The organism is Clostridium sp. HV4-5-A1G (assembly GCF_900184915.1).
Lineage (GTDB): Bacteria > Bacillota > Clostridia > Clostridiales > Clostridiaceae > Clostridium_B > Clostridium_B aromativorans.
Genome location: NZ_FXYI02000074.1, coordinates 1 through 16,029 on the forward strand (window position 1 = coordinate 1; position 16,029 = coordinate 16,029).

14 protein-coding genes are annotated in these 16,029 nt (G+C 37.0%); 5 read left to right on the top strand and 9 right to left on the bottom strand.

The window, feature by feature from the left end:
• Positions 1-189: 189 nt before the first annotated feature.
• Positions 190-741 carry a hypothetical protein gene (locus J5G60_RS09515; protein ID WP_150357112.1) on the top strand — a complete coding sequence of 184 codons (552 nt, stop codon included), beginning with the start codon at positions 190-192 and terminating at the stop codon, positions 739-741.
• A gap of 60 nt (positions 742-801) precedes the next feature.
• Here the strand turns inward: J5G60_RS09515 and J5G60_RS09520 are convergent, their stop codons facing one another.
• Entirely contained in the window at positions 802-1,419 is a 618-nt protein-coding gene (locus tag J5G60_RS09520; protein WP_150357113.1) for a hypothetical protein, read from the bottom strand.
• Positions 1,420-1,507: 88 nt separating this feature from the next.
• Here J5G60_RS09520 and J5G60_RS09525 point away from each other — a divergent pair, with 88 nt between their 5' ends.
• Positions 1,508-1,723 (top strand): hypothetical protein, encoded by a 216-nt coding sequence (locus J5G60_RS09525; RefSeq protein ID WP_150357114.1) that lies wholly within the window; start codon positions 1,508-1,510, stop codon positions 1,721-1,723.
• 153 nt (positions 1,724-1,876) lie between these two features.
• Here J5G60_RS09525 and J5G60_RS09530 read toward each other — a convergent pair whose 3' ends face one another.
• Positions 1,877-3,622 (bottom strand): ABC transporter ATP-binding protein, encoded by a 1,746-nt coding sequence (locus J5G60_RS09530; protein ID WP_207876533.1) that lies wholly within the window; start codon positions 3,620-3,622, stop codon positions 1,877-1,879.
• A gap of 259 nt (positions 3,623-3,881) precedes the next feature.
• Between J5G60_RS09530 and J5G60_RS09535 the strand changes: the two genes are divergently transcribed.
• Positions 3,882-4,157: an ArsR/SmtB family transcription factor gene (locus J5G60_RS09535; RefSeq protein WP_150357116.1), complete on the top strand. Its 276-nt coding sequence runs from the start codon at positions 3,882-3,884 to the stop codon at positions 4,155-4,157.
• 46 nt (positions 4,158-4,203) lie between these two features.
• Positions 4,204-6,687, top strand: coding sequence for a CoA-disulfide reductase (locus J5G60_RS09540; RefSeq protein WP_150357117.1), 2,484 nt, complete (start codon positions 4,204-4,206; stop codon positions 6,685-6,687).
• 70 nt (positions 6,688-6,757) lie between these two features.
• Here the strand turns inward: J5G60_RS09540 and J5G60_RS09545 are convergent, their stop codons facing one another.
• The 7 genes from J5G60_RS09545 to larA all read right to left on the bottom strand — a co-directional run bounded on the left by J5G60_RS09545 (position 6,758) and on the right by larA (position 14,087).
• On the bottom strand, positions 6,758-8,059 hold the full coding sequence (locus tag J5G60_RS09545) for a pyrimidine-nucleoside phosphorylase (protein WP_150357118.1): 1,302 nt from the start codon (positions 8,057-8,059) through the stop codon (positions 6,758-6,760).
• A gap of 13 nt (positions 8,060-8,072) precedes the next feature.
• Positions 8,073-9,254 (bottom strand): phosphopentomutase, encoded by a 1,182-nt coding sequence (gene deoB, locus J5G60_RS09550; protein WP_150357119.1) that lies wholly within the window; start codon positions 9,252-9,254, stop codon positions 8,073-8,075.
• A gap of 99 nt (positions 9,255-9,353) precedes the next feature.
• A complete protein-coding gene (gene deoC / locus J5G60_RS09555; protein ID WP_150357120.1) occupies positions 9,354-9,998 on the bottom strand; it encodes a deoxyribose-phosphate aldolase in 645 nt (214 codons plus the stop codon).
• Positions 9,999-10,140: 142 nt separating this feature from the next.
• On the bottom strand, positions 10,141-10,536 hold the full coding sequence (locus tag J5G60_RS09560; protein WP_150357129.1) for a cytidine deaminase: 396 nt from the start codon (positions 10,534-10,536) through the stop codon (positions 10,141-10,143).
• Between the two features lie 68 nt (positions 10,537-10,604).
• Positions 10,605-11,366 (bottom strand): TIGR03915 family putative DNA repair protein, encoded by a 762-nt coding sequence (locus J5G60_RS09565; protein WP_150357121.1) that lies wholly within the window; start codon positions 11,364-11,366, stop codon positions 10,605-10,607.
• A gap of 11 nt (positions 11,367-11,377) precedes the next feature.
• A complete protein-coding gene (locus J5G60_RS09570) occupies positions 11,378-12,664 on the bottom strand; it encodes a putative DNA modification/repair radical SAM protein (protein WP_150357122.1) in 1,287 nt (428 codons plus the stop codon).
• A 148-nt stretch (positions 12,665-12,812) separates the two neighbouring features.
• The gene (gene larA, locus J5G60_RS09575) at positions 12,813-14,087 is read right to left on the bottom strand and encodes a nickel-dependent lactate racemase (protein WP_150357123.1); all 1,275 of its coding nucleotides are present in this window, start codon (positions 14,085-14,087) and stop codon (positions 12,813-12,815) included.
• A 322-nt stretch (positions 14,088-14,409) separates the two neighbouring features.
• Between larA and J5G60_RS09580 the strand changes: the two genes are divergently transcribed.
• Positions 14,410-15,753, top strand: coding sequence for an amidohydrolase family protein (locus tag J5G60_RS09580; protein WP_150357124.1), 1,344 nt, complete (start codon positions 14,410-14,412; stop codon positions 15,751-15,753).
• The last annotated feature ends 276 nt before the right edge of the window (positions 15,754-16,029 follow it).

Genomic DNA, 16,029 nt, shown 5'->3' on the forward strand with positions numbered 1-16,029 from the left:
TTTTTAGACTATACTTTTCGATATTTTTTATCTAAATTTTTATATAGTTTAAGAAAATATTAAGGAAACAGTTTTAAAATTATAACAAATGTATATAAATACATAAACACCAATAGATACAATTATAAATAGCCATGACAAGGGGCTTACAATGCCTTGTACACTACATTATACAAAGGAAGTGTAATTATGTCCAATGACATTAGCTCTTTAATTCCATACTTATACAGCATAAACTCAAATAATCAAATTTTTCAAGATCCACTTTTAAGTTCAGATGACGATTCAGATAACACGGATGATTCAATTTCAAGTTTGGGACTGGATTCAATTCAACTTAGCCCTGAAGCATTGAGCACCTTAAATTCACTGCAGACTTCTAATACTAATAATATACTCAATTCCACCCTAGATAGTTTAGTAGAAAATAATACTATTACTCAGGAACAAGAAAATTCTATTAAAAATGCCATTTCATCATTAAATACTGCATCTTCAACTTATTCAAACACTAATTCACAATCTCCATTAGACAAACTTGTATCAAGCGGTATTATTACTCAAGATCAGGAAGACTCTATCAAAAGCGCTTTATTATCTTCCCGCAATGGGGAAATACAAAAACAAGCCAAATTAATATCTGAAAATCCCCTATTATCAAATAATCCTGAGCTATATTTAAATTCGGATTTGTATCAACAAAATAACGATTCTAATAGTTCAATTTTAAATGAATTATAACTATATAGAAATCTAAAACAATGACCTAGAATAGATTTTACGCTACTCTAGGCCTTAAAATTATTGTGTCGGCTGTGCTGGCTGTGTCATATTAGTTGTACTTTTCACAGAAGCCACAGTACTTTGCATATCAGTAATTTTCTTTTTCAATTCTCCGTTTTCCTGCTGTAGCTTGTCTCTTTCACTCTGGAGCTGTGAATTTTGAGTTTGAAGCTGCGATATTTGAGTTTGAGCCGCCGTCTGCCCAGCTGACTTTTTCTCTTCTGGACTTTTGAGTTCATATACTTTACTCTCTATCGCCCCGGAAACTATGATTTTTACATTGTCATCAACTTCTATACCCAACTTTTGAAGTACACTATATACATAATCTTCAGCACTCTTTTTCCTCTGGTCTGCTGGAAGCTGTGAAGATATATTGAGCTGCTGAGCTTGCCCTACACCTATCTCCGCATAGTGTTCTATGATACTCAAAATATTCAGAAATTTATTACCCGGTACTATAGCTTTTGCAGCATCAGTATATTTTTTGACCTCCTGCAGGCCGGCATCAACCTTTTGTAATATCTCTCCAGTGTCAACACCCTTCCTCTTTAAAGCTGGCAGGAGTACCAATACTGTAGTTCCCACTCCAATGGCCAGCCCTATAACAACAAATAATATAGTTGTACTTGACATTTTTACATTCCCCCATTTTTTTCTCTGTGATAATTTCCCCTGCATATAATATATATGCACTTTTTAAAAAATAAGTGGGGTGGTGGTTATGTTAAAAAGCTCTATAAATAAAGCTGTGAGTTCCGTGGTATCATCTGTTGAATTTGAAAAAGTATCCGATCTAACTAAAAAACAATTCACTAAAATTCTTTCAGAAGCAATTTATGAGGCCATAACTAATAAAGATTACATAAAAGAAATATATCAACAATTGCCTACGCAAATTCAACTCGAAATAAGAGCAAAATCTGATAAATTGATTTAATTTTCTGCTAGCTGCTCTTGAACTGGTACTTCATGAGCAACTTCTTTTTTATTCTTCATATATCTCGCCTCTTTTAAATTGTTTTGGATAAAGCCAAAACAATCATAGATGAAAATTTATGAAACTATTTTTGACGAATAAATGTTAAGGCCTTTATTCTCTTATATCCAACCCTTCAAACTGCATATTGTAGTAATACGCGTAAAGTCCTCCTTTTTGAAGAAGTTCACTGTGACTTCCCCTCTCCTTTATTCCTTCATCATCAATGACTATTATCTCATCGGCATTTCTTATCGTGCTGAGTCTGTGGGCAATAACTATAGTAGTCCTGTTTTTAGCCAGCTTTTCAAGGGATTTTTGTATAAAGCTTTCACTTTCATTGTCCAATGCAGAGGTAGCCTCATCCAATATAAGTATGGGAGGGTTCTCAAGAAACACCCTTGCAATTGAAATTCTCTGTTTCTGTCCTCCTGAAAGCTTGACCCCTCTTTCCCCCACATAGGTGTCATAGCCATTATCCAGGCTCATTATATAATCATGAATATTAGCTTCCTTGGCTGCCTCTATTATCTCCTCGTCAGATGCCTCCGGTTTTCCATATCTTATATTCTCCTTCAGGGTTCCAGAGAACAAATAGACGTCCTGCTGTACTATTCCAATGGAATTTCTCAACGATTCAAGAGTAACATCCCTCACATCTTTTCCATCTATCATTACAGAGCCTGATGAAACATCATAAAATCTTGGAAGAAGTGAACAAATTGTAGTTTTCCCTCCCCCTGAAGGTCCTACAAATGCAATCTTCCTGCCTGCTTTTATTTCCACATTTATATTTTTAAGTACCTGCTTTTTAGAATTGTAGCTGAAAGAAACATTTTTATATTCTATATTACCCTTTACATTTTCTAAAGGTACGGCATCTTTTTTATCCACTATTTCAGGTTCCACAGTTACAATATTTAAAAATCTCTTAAATCCGGCAAATCCCTTTTGAAACTGCTCTGCAAAATTTATCAGTATATCTATTGGATTTATAAATATGTTTATATAAAGAGCATATACGGCAAGATCTGGTATCGTCAAAGAACCATTGGCTATAAAAAATGCTCCTGTAACAAGTATCACCACATACAAAAGCCCTTCAAAAAAAGTATTTCCTGCTATAAATCTTCCCATAACTTTATAACTTTTTTCCCTTGAAATACGATATGCATTGTTGTTTCTGTCAAATTTATCTCTTTCAATATCTTCATTGGCAAAAGACTTTACAACCCTTATCCCAAGGAGGCTATCCTGAACAGAGGAATTTATATTGCCCATTTTTTTTCTGTTGTCAAAGAATATTTTCTGCATTTTTTTATTTTCATAGAATGAGAATACTACCATCACTACAGTCACTGCAAAAAGTATAAGTGTCATTTCAGCATTGATTAACATGAGTACTGCAAAAGAGCCTATTATTTTAATTGCCGAAATAAATACATTTTCCGGTCCATGATGGGCCAGTTCTGATATATCAAACAGATCCGATACAAGTATGGACATCATCTGACCTGTATTGTTTTCATCATAATAAGAAAAAGACATCTTCTGAAGATGATAAAATAAATCCTTTCTCATATTATTTTCCATTCTAGCTCCCATAATATGACCCCAGGAAGCAATAAAATACTGACAGAAATATTTAAGTATATACAGCGCAATCAGGGCTGTCCCAATATATAATATGGAATTAAGTATAACTATTTTATCCTTTACAAAAATATTCTTTGAAAGATAGCTTAAAATTAAAGGAAATGCCAAATCCACCAGCGATACTACAAGCGCACAGAGAATATCTGCATAAAAAAGAAATCTATAAGGCCTGTAATACTGTAAAAATTTTTTTAATATCTTCATAAAATCTGATGTCACTCCTTCTCCGTTTTATTAGTACAATTATAGGAACTGCCATATAAGCATCATTTGCTCATAATAATCAAATGATAATATTTTATTTATACAATGTCAAGATAGGATCAAAAGTATAAAGTGTAAATATTAAATGTCATCGCGAATAAACACCAATAATTTTGAATAAAACTGTTGAACATTTTATCGTTATATTGTAATATATAAATATAACGATATAAGAATATCTTTTGAAAGAGGTACAGCTATGAATAAAAATTTTAAAGATTACAATGAGAAAGCCGAAATCCTCAAAGTACTGGCACACCCTGTCAGACTCTGCATAGTCAAAGGGCTGCTGGAAAAGGGACAATGTAATGTAAGCTATATGCAGGATTGTCTCGAAATACCACAATCCACCCTGTCACAGCATATTCAGAAACTGAGGACAGCGGGAATCATAGAAGGCACCCGAAATGGACTTGAAATCAATTATAAAGTTTGCAACCCCATGGTAATCAAACTAATTCAAATTTTATTTTAATCTTTTGTGAAACTCAATTTAAAATATTATAGAAGGAGGAATTCTTATGAGTAAAAAAATATTAGTGGTAGGCGGAGTTGCAGGAGGAGCGTCTGCAGCTGCAAGGCTGAGAAGATTGGATGAAAATGCCCAAATAATAATGTTTGAAAAAGACAATTATATATCTTTCGCAAACTGCGGTCTTCCCTATTACATAGGTGAAACAATCAAGGAAAGACAAAGACTCCTGGTTCAGACACCTGAAAGTATGCACGCCAGGTTCAATATAGATGTAAGGGTGAACAGTGAAATTACAGATGTGGACGTTAACAAAAACACAGTAAAAGTAAAAAACAAAAATGGAAAAACTTATGATGAAAATTATGATTATCTGTTATTATCTCCCGGTGCAAAAGCTATCAAGCCAAAAATTGAGGGTATAAACAGCAGTAAAATTTTCACTTTAAGGAATATACCGGACACGGATAATATAAAATCATTCGTTGATAAAAAAGGAGTAAACAGTGCCGTGGTGATAGGCGGTGGATATGTTGGCGTTGAAATGGCTGAAAATCTTAAAGAAAGAGGATTGAGGGTTACTTTAGTCGAGGCCGCGCCACACATTTTAGCACCCTTTGATTCAGACATGGCAGTCATGGCTGAAAAAGAACTTGTGGAAAACGGCATAGATCTAATATTAAATGACGGAGTAAAATCTTTTAAAGACAGTGAGGATAATATTGAAATCACCTTAAACAGCAATACAAATATTACTGCCGACCTGGCCATACTATCTATAGGAGTTACCCCAAATACTGATTTCATAAAAAATAGCAAAATAAAGCTTGGAACAAAAGGTCATATATTAGTTGACAGTAAAATGAGAACAAATATTGAGAATATCTATGCTGTGGGAGATGCTGTCGAAGTGACTGATTTCGTCAACAAGCAAAATACTGCAGTACCTCTGGCCGGGCCGGCAAATAAGCAGGGAAGAATAGCTGCAGACAACATAGCAGGGTTAAATTCAACATATAAGGGCACCCAGGGTACTGCAATAATCAAAATTTTTGGACTGACCGCTGCAAGCACAGGAAATAATGAACGAACTTTAAAGAGACTTAACATACCTTACAAAGTTATATATGTTCATCCGGCTTCCCATGCATCATATTATCCAGCTGCCCTCCCTATGTCCATAAAGCTTATATTCAATGAAACAGGTAAAATCCTGGGTGCCCAGGCTATAGGCTATGACGGTGTTGATAAAAGAATTGACGTTATCGCAGCTACAATGAGACTTGGCGGCTCGGTATCAGATTTGACAGAACTGGAACTATGCTATGCACCTCCATTTTCCTCGGCAAAGGATCCTGTAAATATGGCGGGTTTTGTGGCTGAAAATGTTCTTTCCGGTAAAGTTGATGTTATTACTCCAATGGAATTTTTAAATTATAATAGAGAAAATACTGTCCTTCTGGATGTACGTTCAGAAATAGAATTTAACAATGGCCATCTTGAGGGGGCTGTAAATATACCTGTAGATAATTTAAGAGAAAGACTTAACGAATTGGATAAAAATAAGGAGATCATTGCATACTGTCAAGTTGGCCTCAGGGGATATGTTGCGGCAAGAATACTTTCCCAGCACGGATACAGAGCTAAAAACATAACCGGTGGATACAAAAGTCTATCGATCTTAAACTATACTCCTGAAATACGTGATAAAAATATCAATAACTATCAAAAGCAAATTTTAGACCAGGATACACAAACTTTAAAATCCGAAATAGCTCTGGATAAATTGGATTATGACAAAAGCCTTGATGCATGTGGACTTTGCTGTCCCGGACCGCTCATGCAGGTCAAAGCAGCTGTGGATGATTTAACAGAGGGACAGATTCTAAAAGTGACTGCTTCCGACCCGGGTTTTTACGAAGATATAAAGGCATGGTGCAGGAGGACATATAACGAACTCATTGATTTAAGAAGAGATAAAAGCAATATCACTGCCTTCATTAAAAAAAAACAAAATAACAGAGTCGAGACAGAAAAACCTATAAAAGATATTCCACCTGTGAGGGACAACAAGACCATGGTAGTGTTCAGCGGTGATTTAGACAAAGCTATAGCTTCCTTTATCATAGCAAACGGAGCTGCATCCATGGGTAAAAAAGTCACTATGTTCTTTACATTCTGGGGATTGAATATTTTAAGGAAGAGTGAAAAAGTTCCTGTAAAAAAGGGTTTTATGGATTCCATGTTCGGATTCATGATGCCAAGGGGCAGTAAAAAATTAAAACTGTCCAAAATGAACATGATGGGTATGGGTACTAAAATGATAAGAAAAGTTATGAAAGATAAAAACATAACCTCTCTTGAAAACCTGATCAAATCAGCTTTAGACAATGGTATAGAGATAGTAGCTTGTCAGATGTCCATGGACGTTATGGGCCTTAAAAAAGAAGAACTCATAGACGGCGTCAAAGTAGGAGGTGTTGGCTATTATCTAGGTGAAGCTGAAGATTCCAATGTAAATTTATTTATATGATATTAAAATTTATCATGCAGAAAACGTACCTAGTTTATATAAATCAAATTCAGGTACGTTATTTTTGTATTTATTTCATAATAACCTTATGTATTAATACTGGCTTTTCAGCCCTGCTGCCGATAGTTATATTCTTGTAGATTCTGGTTTTTATTTCCTCAACATCCCGGCAATTAGAATGTATGGTTAAAAATTTTTCCCCTTTTTCTACCCTATCGCCAATCTTCTTATGAAGCACAAGCCCCACGGAGGGATCTATCTTATCCTCTTTAGTAGCCCTGCCTGCCCCAAGAAGCATTGCCGATATTCCAATTTCATCGGCCACAATATTGGAGACAACGCCACTTTTCAATGCGGTCAGATCAATTTTATATTTTGCCCGTGGTAATTTTTTAGGGTTATCCACAATTGACGGATCTCCCCCTTGATTTTCAATAAAGGCCTTGAACTTTTCAAGGGCTCTGCCAACTTTTATTGATTCAATAAGTTTTCCTCTGGCCTCTTCCAACGTATCTGCTTTTTTAGCCAGAACCACCATCTCACTCCCAAGTGTCAGAACCAGTTCCGTAAGATCTTCTGGCCCTTCTCCCCTTAGTGTATCAATAGCTTCTTTTACTTCAAGGGCATTACCTACGGCAAATCCCAGCGGCTGTGACATATCTGAAATTACAGCCATGGTGTTCCTGCCCACACTGTTTCCTATCTTAACCATGGCAAGTGCAAGCTTTTCCGCATCTTTATCGGTCTTCATAAAAGCCCCCGCACCTGTTTTAACATCCAGTACTATGGCATCAGCTCCTGCCGCAATTTTTTTACTCATTATGGAACTTGCAATCAAGGGTATGGATTCCACTGTTCCCGTTACATCCCGGAGAGAATATAATTTCTTGTCTGCCGGAGTCAAATTACCCGTCTGGCTCATGATTGCAATTCTATCATCATTTACCAGCTGAATAAATTTATCCTTTGTAATTTCCACATGAAACCCATCAATAGACTCCAGCTTGTCAATAGTTCCACCAGTATGTCCCAGACCACGTCCTGACATCTTTGCAACAGGTATATCCAGGGATGCAACGAGAGGTGCCAGCACAAGTGTTGTGGTATCTCCCACACCACCAGTAGAATGCTTATCAACTTTTATGCCTCTGATCTCCGACAAATCCACAGTCTCACCAGATCTCACCATTGACATTGTAAGATCAGACATCTCTCTGGCACTCATATTCTGAAAATAGATCGCCATAGCCAGGGCACTTGCCTGATAATCCGGAATTGCTCCACTGGTATAGCCTCTTACAAAAAAATTGATCTCCTCCCTGCTGAGTTCCCCTCCATCTCTTTTTTTTGAAATTACATCCATCATTCTCATTTTTATTACCCTTTCATTTTAATTTGTTTAAGAAACTTTCCCCATATTTCGGTAATTGTACTTTGAAATTATCCGCAATTGTAGCCCCTACATCAGAAAATGTTCTGCGTACACCCAAGCTTTTTCCAGTATCAAATCTCTTTGAGTAAACAAGAAGCGGCACAAATTCTCTGGTGTGATCTGTTCCAGTATAAGTGGGATCATTTCCATGATCTGCGGTAATTATCAACAAATCATCCTCATTCAATTTTTCAAAAACCTCCGGCAGCCTTTTGTCAAAGTCCTCCAGTGCATTTCCATAGCCAACAGGATTGCGGCGATGTCCATAAGCTGCATCAAAATCAACCAGATTTATAAAACTGATACCGTGAAATTTTTCATCCAGCAGTGCAATTAATTTATCCATACCATCCATATTATTTTTACTTCTGACTGCCCGTGTAATACCTTCTCCATCAAAAATATCGGAAATTTTGCCGATTGCAATACAATCCAGACCGGCTTCCTTCAAGTAATCCATCACCGTTTTACCAAAAGGTTTCAAAGCATAGTCATGGCGATTCGGGGTCCTTTTAAAGGTATCCGCTGTTTTTCCTACAAAAGGTCTTGCAATAATTCTTCCCAAGACATAGGGCTCATCCTTTGTTATATCACGGCAGTACCTGCATATCCTATAGAGTTCATCAAGTGGTATGACATCTTCCTGTGCTGCAATTTGAAGTACGGAATCTGCCGAGGTATAGACAATGAGCTCACCGGTCTTAAGCTGTCTCTCCCCTAATTCTTTCATAATCTCCGTTCCACTGGCAGGCTTATTTGCTATGACCTTTCTTCCCGAAAATCTCTCTATTTTTTCAATTAACTCCTGTGGAAAGCCATTGGGAAAAACGCGGAATGGTTTGTCAATATATAATCCCATCATCTCCCAATGTCCCGTCATAGTATCTTTTCCCCGGGAAGCCTCCCGCATTTTCCCGAAATAAGCTTTGGGGAAGACAGCTTTTTCTATTCCTTTGATTTCACAAATATTAGATAATCCCAACGCCGACATATACGGCATATCAAGTCCATCTTTTTTCTCCGCAATATGCACCAGTGTGTTTACACCAAAATCACCAAATTCATTTGAATCTGGTGATTCGCCAATGCCCACCGAGTCCATAACTATGATATGTACTCTCTCAAATGCTCTCATTACAAATTCCCCTTTCATAAAGTAATTCTTAGGTTCATCTAAAACCTTCCCCATGGGGAAGGTTTTTCTTCAAGTGAATAATCTCACATTATAGAATAACTATCCTTTAACAATGGAAACTCCGGAACTCGTTCCAATACGATTTGCCCCTGCCTCAACCATATCAACGGCCTCTTCTCTGGTATGAATACCTCCGGCGGCCTTAACTCCCATATCATCCCCAACGGTACTGCGCATCAATTTTACGTCTTTTACTACAGCTCCCGCATTGGAAAATCCAGTAGAGGTCTTTACAAAATCCGCACCTGATTTCTCAGCTATCCTGCAGGCTCTCACTTTTTCCTCATCATTTAAAAGGCAGGTTTCAATAATCACCTTTACCAGCGCCTTTCCTTCTGCCGCTTCCACAACACTTCTAATATCCTTTTCCACATAAGCATCATTCTTATCCTTAAGTTCACCTATATCTATAACCATATCCAATTCCGATGCGCCATTTTTAATGGCATCCACTGCTTCAAAAACTTTTGCTTCAGTAGTGTTGGCCCCGAGGGGGAAGCCTATGACAGTACATACCTTTATTCCACTGCCTTTCAATTCCTCACCTGCAAGTTTAACCCATTTTGGATTTACACACACAGATGCAAATCCATACTGTTTAGCTTCTTTTGTCAGCTGAATGATCTGCTTTTTTGTAGTGTCCGGTTTTAGTGCCGTATGATCAATTATTTTAGCAATATCCATATGATCTCATAGTGAAAGTCGTACATTCTAAGTACCTCGCTTTCACTAAAACTCACCTCTTTCCCAATTCACAGTGTACAATCAATGATGCTTTTCATCATCAGTCTAAAATCTATAAGGATTGAACTCTGATGTCATAACTCTATGATAAATCCTTTTTGGTAAAAGCTCCAGGTAAAATTTCATTTAAAGTTTTAACAATATATTCTTTTTCATTTTTAGCAAGAATTATTTTCATATCCGGTAAAGCAAATTCAGCCATTACCTGCCTGCAGATACCGCAGGGCCAGGTATAATTATTTTCTGCTCCAGCTATGGCAATTGCCCTCACAGCTTCATGTCCTTCAGACACAGCCTTGAATATGGCAGTCCTTTCTGCACAATTGGTGGCTCCATAGGAAGCATTCTCTATATTACAGCCAGTGTATATATCCCCATCTTCAGTCAATACCGACGCTCCCACCTTAAAACCAGAATAAGGTGCATAGGCATTTTTTCTTCCCTGAAAAGCTTTTGAAATGAGCTTTCCATAATCGATCTCCATATTATCCCCTCCAGTACCATTTAGTTTTTTTAATACCTTAGAATCACTTGAGCTGCGACAAATCAATGCAGATCACTGCCCTGAAATTCCGTCATATATTTCCAGTAATGCTTTGGCATATTACTGCTACGGCATTTAAGGTTTCTCCTGTTTTTTATTTCAACTGTATTGTAAAACATTCTCCACAACCTTCTAAAATATTTCTCCTGGTCATCCGCTTTTGCCATCTGTAAATTGACCATGGGAATAATTTTGTATTCATGTGGTCTGTACACAAGTGCCATATCATGCGTTTTATCGTAAATTAAAAAATGTTCTTCAGCATACCTCTGGCAAAAATGCCCGGCAATAAGAGGAAGTACATAATTCCGGGGTTCAATTTGTGATACCAGTATATCACTGAAGATGGAAAATCTCAAAAATCCCTTTAGAAGATGGCTTTCACTTTTTAAGTATTTTACAGCTTTAAACAATTTATCCACCACCTCATCCCCAAACATACTCATAACTGAGGACCCGTAATGATATCCTCTCCTCAAAAACAAGAGCATATACATTTCTTTCTGAGACATACATGTCAAAAAAGCACATCTTAAAAATTCAAGGGCAGATTTTCCCATTTTTCTGGGTATTGAATTTATGACCCTTGTGGATTCCTTAAAATCCGTAACAATTTCCCTTACCGGGAAAAAGGTAGTCTGAAATTGAGCAGAAGATATGATATCCATAGGTATTTCTTTTTTATAATAGCTTTCAAACACACAGCACATGAACCCTTCAAAAGTTCCATCATATTTATATATAATATTTGATCTTTTGATCATCTGCATTCCCCCTATGCCAATGGAAGCTTATCAAAAAAAGACATCTGTTCATGCTTTTTTCCTAAAGTAAAATCTCTATAATATCTATCTACAGATCCTCTGGACATAAGCGCCCTTATAACTGCATCCCTTTCCGTATTCAGCCCCTCTATTGTATTTCCGGAACACAAAATGAAATATTGGGCTCTTTTGAGTACAACTCCTATTTTTTTGAGTGCTTCAAAATTCAGTAAAAAATTCCGCCTGGCAGCTACGATTCTCTTTGCACTTCTTATGCCAATTCCGGGTACTCTTATCAGTTTTTCATAAGACGCCCTGTTTACATCTATCGGAAAATACTCTCCGTGATTCAGTGCCCAGTTGCATTTAGGATCTATATATGGATTGAAGCTCTGATGCCTCCTATCCAAAATTTCATTTGCCCTGAAGCCATAGTATCTCAAAAGCCAGTCAGCCTGATAGAGGCGATGTTCACGTAAAAGTGGAGGCCTGGTATTCACCCGGGGAAGCAGTGAATTCTCAGCTACCGGTATGTATGCAGAAAAAAACACCCTTTTAAGTTTGTATTTCCTGTAAAGTCCTTCCGCCAGGTTCAAAATGTGAAAGTCAGTATCGGGGGTAGCACCTATAATCATCTGGGTGCTCTGACCTGCCGGTGCAAATTTATATGCATGTCGGTATCTTGCAGCATCTCTGGAATTTTGTACTATACAATCTTTAATATAGCCCATAGGTGTTAAAATGGAACCTTTTGACTTGTCCGGTGCCAGCAGCTTCAAGCTGTTCTGTGACGGAAGCTCAATGTTCACACTCATTCTGTCTCCCAAAATGCCAAGCTTATGTATAAGCCTGCTGTCAGCCCCTGGAATAGCTTTTACATGTATATATCCAAAAAATTTGTATTCATTTCTCAAGAGCTCAAGCACCCGAATCATCCGCTCACAGGTGTAATCAGGATTTTTAAACACTCCGGAACTCAAAAAAAGTCCCTCTATATAATTACGGCGGTAAAAATTCATTGTCAAATCCGCCAGTTCACGCGGCGTAAATGAAGCTCTGGGCACATCATTTGAACGTCTATTTACGCAGTATTTGCAATCATAAACACAGACATTTGTCATCAAAACCTTTAAAAGTGAAATACACCTTCCATCTGCCGAAAAGCTGTGACATATTCCACAGGCCACAGAACTTCCAATTCCACCAGTACCTGCCCTTCTATTTACTCCACTGGAAGTACAGGCCACATCATATTTCGCCGCATCGGTGAGAATTTTCAATTTATCAAAAACATCCACAGAACCACTTCCATTCTTTTCTCCATATTATCATAGAACATATGTTCTGTAAAGTAATTTTTTCCACTTTCCCATCATATTTGCTTTAACAGCTGCCATTGCCAGAAATCCCATTTCCCTGGAAATAAAATGGGATCCACAATTGTCTTTATTCTACAATTACTGCTGCCCCGTCCGGTATAACAGTAACTTTTGCATTTTTCCCCAGAATATCATAGGCTTTGTTCAAGGCCTCTTTCACAGTATAGGCATGAAGCATGTGAATATTTTTTACAAGCTCTGGATCACACATATCCGTAACCAGAATCACAGTAAATTCACTCAGTATCCTGGCCAGCATCTGTGACTCCCATTGATCCGGCGTGGTATCTCTTCTAGAAAGCCTGGAGACTTTTTTCAGAAACTCTTGAGGTGATTTCACATTTGCCAAATTGTCATAAAATGCCTGTCCGCCATGGCCGTCATTACAAGCAGCCACCATTATGATCACACCGCCCTTTCTGCAAGTGGCTTCAGCAGCCACCATACCTTTGACAGACTGATATATATTTTGATCCAGAGGATATCCTCCATTAGTGGAAATAACTATGTCGGCCTCCACCCTTTTAACCCTGGACAGCTTTCTGAAAAACTCACAGCCTTCTTCATGAGCCAGCCTGCTGTCACCTGCAAAGGCGTTTATTATTTTCTTGTTTTTATCCGTAACTACATTTATTATAAAAGCCAATTTTGCCTTTTTGGCAGCAGCTAACATATCCATATGAGTTGGATTATTTCGAAGGTTACCTGTTCTGGCATAAGGACTTGCTATAAATTCAGAACAATGATTGGACATAATGGTTTTTGCAGAGGATATTCCGGGAAGTATACTTTTTCTTCCTCCTGAAAAACCTGCAAAGAAATGAGATTTTATAAGTCCTTCCGCTATCAAAAGCTCGGTTTCAGCTGCTGTCTTATTTATCTCAAGATCCCATCCCGATGGAAAGGCAGCTATTTTAACCAATTTGCTTTTGTCCCGTGAGTCATGCACTATTATATTTTCATTCTCAACTATTTCTTTACCAAACTTGTCTACGAGCTCCTCCCTGGTTGTAGCTCTGTGAAATCCCGTGGCAATTAAAATTTTAATGTCAATATTGGGATTTACCTTTCTTATTCTCCCTAAAAGTATTGGCATTATGATCTTACTGGGAAGGGGCCTTGTATGATCACTGCTTATTATAACCATATTATTTTTGCCTTTTACCAGCTCCTCCAGTTTTGGAGAACCTATTGGGTTATCAAGGGCTTTTTCAACTATTTCATCCTCTGTAAGTTTCACTTTAAAATCAACTGGCTTTGGTTCAAGTACTGCAGCAAGATTCCTGTCATCGATTTCAACTTCAACAGTTCTTTTACTATAAGGCAATTTTATTATCGGCATCAATAAATCTTCCTCTCTATAATTTAATAAAATCATATATTTAAAGTAATACATCCTTCAATACTAAAATATTGGTACTATGGTACTACCACTTATAAGTTAATTTTATCATATGTACTTAAATTTTTCTATCCCTGATATTTTATAACCTTCACATCATTTTCAAATACTATTTGGACAAGCATTAATATTTAGTTCATTTGAAATAAAATATTAACTTTTATAATCTAATGTGCTAAAATAACACATAAGGAGATTATCATAATAATTTCTTAATAACATTTATTAATTCAAAAGAGAGAATTAAGAAAGGGCGATTGTTATGGACAAACAAAATAATATTTGTGCTTTTATCAACTGCAATATAATCGATGGAAAATTTGAGAAAGACATTGTAAAAGAAGGTGTAATATTAGTAGAAACTTCTGATGGTGCAGGTAAAATAAAATCTCTTGGAAATAAAGATGAAGTAAGTATCCCCAAGGATTGCAAAATTGTAGATTTAAAAGGTAAATATGTACTTCCAGGGATTATAAACGCCCATGTACATCTTTTTGGAGATGGAAATCCGAATTCACCGGAACAAGTTAAGAGAACTCCTGATGAAAATTTGGAATACATGAAATCTTCTCTTGGAAAACATTTAATTAAAGAAACCATGAAAAAAAATGCAATGGCAGCACTTCACGCCGGAGTAACCACTTTTCGAAGTGTAGGAGATCCCTTCTATTACGACTTAGAAGTAAGGGATGAAATAAAAAGCAGCAATGAAGTGGGACCTACAATGTTATGTGCAGGACCTATGATATGCATAACTGGAGGTCACGGATATAAATTTGTATCTGAAGCCATAGATTCACCTTGGGAAGGAAGAAAAAAGGTGAGAACCCATGTATACAATGGAACTGACCTGATAAAAATAGCCAATACGGGTGGAGTAACTGATTCCAAAAAAATAGGTGAAGCTGGAAGGGCAGAAATGACCTATGATGAAATTGCAGCCATATGCGATGAAGCACACAGAGCAGGCCTTCTTGTAGCAAGTCACTGTCAAAGTACCAAAGGATTAAAAGAGGCTCTAAGAGGCGGAGTAGATACCATAGAGCATGGTGCTGAAATGGATGACGAGGTAATATCCCTATTCAAGCACAATCCCAATTCTTTAAGAGGATATAGTTCTCTTACCCCTACATTCCTCACTATATATTATATAGCAAATCTCAGTACAGAATATACCAAGCTAACTGACGTACAACTTGCCAATGGAAAAATTATAGAAAAACGTATGATCTCAGGCTTCCAGACAGCACTCAAAGAGGGAATCAAACTGGCACTGGGTACTGATGCTGCCATGCCTTACGTAACTCATTACGGTACATGGAAAGAATTAAAGCTTGATGTCAAATATGGAGCTACAAATAAGCAGGCCATAATGTATGCAACTAAATCCAACGCTGAAGTTTTAGGTATAGATAAAGAAGTTGGCACTCTGGAACCTGGAAAATTTGCAGATTTTATAGCAGTTGACGGAAATCCTGTTGAAGATTTGAATTACTTAGGCAATCCATACATGATAGTTAAAAATGGACAAGTTTTGGATAAAACAGATAAATATATCATACCTGAAGTCGAAAATATGATAAAAGGACTGGATAAGGAAATGTAGTTATAAAAATCAGCTATTTTAAGTGCCTAAAGTAAAATGAGTAGAGCTTATATCGAAGCTTTGCTCATTTTTTATTTATCTAGATTCTGCCATTTTGTTAATACTCCCTACTCCCAAAGTGGAAGATAGGCACTGCTGCACACCTGAATAAGGCGATTCTTAGGTTCACAGTGATTTGTTTATCAGCCTATCGGAAAATTTTTCTTAGAATCTCCAGATAAAGCGCATCTTCATAGAATCTACATATTAATTATGTATTATTAAATAGAAAATAAT

Coding starts and splice junctions, on each gene's coding strand:
- J5G60_RS09515 (WP_150357112.1), top strand. CDS start 190: ATGTCCAATGACATTAGCTCTTTAATTCCATACTTATACAGCATAAAC.
- J5G60_RS09520 (WP_150357113.1), bottom strand. CDS start 1,419: ATGTCAAGTACAACTATATTATTTGTTGTTATAGGGCTGGCCATTGGA.
- J5G60_RS09525 (WP_150357114.1), top strand. CDS start 1,508: ATGTTAAAAAGCTCTATAAATAAAGCTGTGAGTTCCGTGGTATCATCT.
- J5G60_RS09530 (WP_207876533.1), bottom strand. CDS start 3,622: ATGAAGATATTAAAAAAATTTTTACAGTATTACAGGCCTTATAGATTT.
- J5G60_RS09535 (WP_150357116.1), top strand. CDS start 3,882: ATGAATAAAAATTTTAAAGATTACAATGAGAAAGCCGAAATCCTCAAA.
- J5G60_RS09540 (WP_150357117.1), top strand. CDS start 4,204: ATGAGTAAAAAAATATTAGTGGTAGGCGGAGTTGCAGGAGGAGCGTCT.
- J5G60_RS09545 (WP_150357118.1), bottom strand. CDS start 8,059: ATGAGAATGATGGATGTAATTTCAAAAAAAAGAGATGGAGGGGAACTC.
- deoB (WP_150357119.1), bottom strand. CDS start 9,254: ATGAGAGCATTTGAGAGAGTACATATCATAGTTATGGACTCGGTGGGC.
- deoC (WP_150357120.1), bottom strand. CDS start 9,998: ATGGATATTGCTAAAATAATTGATCATACGGCACTAAAACCGGACACT.
- J5G60_RS09565 (WP_150357121.1), bottom strand. CDS start 11,366: ATGATCAAAAGATCAAATATTATATATAAATATGATGGAACTTTTGAA.
- larA (WP_150357123.1), bottom strand. CDS start 14,087: ATGCCGATAATAAAATTGCCTTATAGTAAAAGAACTGTTGAAGTTGAA.
- J5G60_RS09580 (WP_150357124.1), top strand. CDS start 14,410: ATGGACAAACAAAATAATATTTGTGCTTTTATCAACTGCAATATAATC.